The organism is endosymbiont of Lamellibrachia barhami, assembly GCF_011947365.2.
Taxonomy (GTDB): Bacteria; Pseudomonadota; Gammaproteobacteria; order Chromatiales; family Chromatiaceae; genus QGON01.
Genome location: NZ_JAAVSH020000016.1, coordinates 1 through 1,000, shown reverse-complemented (window position 1 = coordinate 1,000; position 1,000 = coordinate 1). Strand labels below are relative to the sequence as shown.

Here is a 1,000-nt window from a genome sequence, read left to right as displayed (position 1 = left end):
GCCGGTGCACTGCCCGGTCTCACCTGCAACTCCTCCAGCATGGCGATAAAACTCACCTTCTGTCCGGGATCCATAGGGGCATTGACCCGGATCGAGGTGGCATCCAAAGGTTTTGCGGTACCGGGACCTATAGCCAGATTGATCGATTGCGCCACCCGCATCGCGGTGGTGAAATCACCGTCATTGAGATTGAGGGTGATGCTGCGTCCCTTACCGAAATGGTTCACCACCTCGCGCTCCACCGTGGCGCCATTGGGGATACGCCCGGCACTGGGAATATTCACCGTGACTTTCGAGCCATCCTGTCCGGAAGCAGTCAGTCCCCCCACCACCAGGTTGCCCTGTGCCAAGGCATAGTTGCGGCCATCCGCACCTTTCAGCGGCGTCATCAACAGGGTACCGCCACGCAGACTCTGGGCATTACCCAGGGATGAGACCGTGATGTCGATCTCCTGACCGATCTTGCTGAAAGGAGGCAGATTGCCGTGCACGATAACTGCCGCCGCATTCTTGGGTTTGATCTTGACCCCCGGCGGGATCTGCACCCCGAACTGGGTCAACATATTGCGCAGACTGTTGAGGGTATAGGGCGAGTCGGTGTCCTTGTCACCGGTACCATTCAATCCCACTACCAGACCGTAGCCGATCAGCTGATTGTTACGCACACCCGAGATGGAGGTGAGATCCTTGATTCGTTCGGCAGCCACCGGAGTGGCAATCAACCATGCCGCAGCTATCAACAGCAGGGTTCCATTGCGGAAGAGATTTCTTTGCAGGGTCATTTTACTCACCACATCGATTAGAAGGGCATCAATGCGCTATTGAAGAAACGCGCCAGCCAGCCCATGGAACTGGTATCCGCGAGGGCGCCGTCACCCACGTAGATAATGGTCGGGTCGGCTATACGGGTCGACTCGATGGTATTCTCCGGCGTGATATCCATCGGACGCACGATGCCGGAGAGGCGGATATATTCGTTTCCCTGATTGATGCCGATGCG

General features: G+C 57.1%; 2 protein-coding genes. Both read right to left on the bottom strand.

The window, feature by feature from the left end:
- A partial coding sequence (flgI, locus tag G9Q73_RS19135; RefSeq protein ID WP_177421561.1) for a flagellar basal body P-ring protein FlgI occupies positions 1-782 on the bottom strand: 782 nt, incomplete at its 3' end.
- A 17-nt stretch (positions 783-799) separates the two neighbouring features.
- On the bottom strand, positions 800-1,000 hold a 201-nt coding region (locus G9Q73_RS19130), incomplete at its 5' end, for a flagellar basal body L-ring protein FlgH (RefSeq protein ID WP_177421560.1).